The 498-nt window shown below is 64.3% G+C and carries 1 protein-coding gene; it reads left to right on the top strand.

Annotated features, from left to right (window positions below; genetic code table 11):
- Positions 1-77 precede the first annotated feature (77 nt).
- A partial coding sequence (locus DVW87_RS17640) for a helix-turn-helix domain-containing protein (RefSeq protein ID WP_239017999.1) occupies positions 78-498 on the top strand: 421 nt, incomplete at its 3' end.

The raw sequence follows: 498 nt of genomic DNA on the forward strand, positions 1-498 counted from the left end.
TTGTAGGCGCTAAATAGAAATGACACTCCTCCGCTAGATAGAAATGGCACAACGAGTGCCAGCGGGTCGCCGGTGTCATGGCCATCCTCGGCAGCGAGGATGTGCAAGCGATGACGGTGCTGACGATGAGTGCTGCCGAGGTGAGCCGGTACGACACGCTGATGCGTGTCGACCGCGGCGAGATCAGGGTAGCGGACGCTATGGCGCTGCTGAGTCTGGAACGTCGGCAGGTTTATCGGCTGCTGGAGCGCGTGCGCCAGGGCGGTGCTGCCGGGCTTGTATCCCGCAAACGTGGGCGTCCCAGCAACCGGCGCTACGGCGACGCCTTTCGTGACCAGGTCGTCAGCCTCGTGCGCGAGCAGTATAGCGGTTTCGGGCCGACGCTGGCACGTGAGTATCTGGCCGAGCGGCATGGCATCCGGGTGTCGTGCGAGACGCTGCGCCAAATGATGATGGTGGCCGGCCTGTGGAAAGACCGTGAAGCGCGCCGCCCTCGCC

This window comes from Sphingomonas aracearum, from assembly GCF_003345355.1.
GTDB classification, from domain to species: domain Bacteria; phylum Pseudomonadota; class Alphaproteobacteria; order Sphingomonadales; family Sphingomonadaceae; genus Sphingomonas; species Sphingomonas aracearum.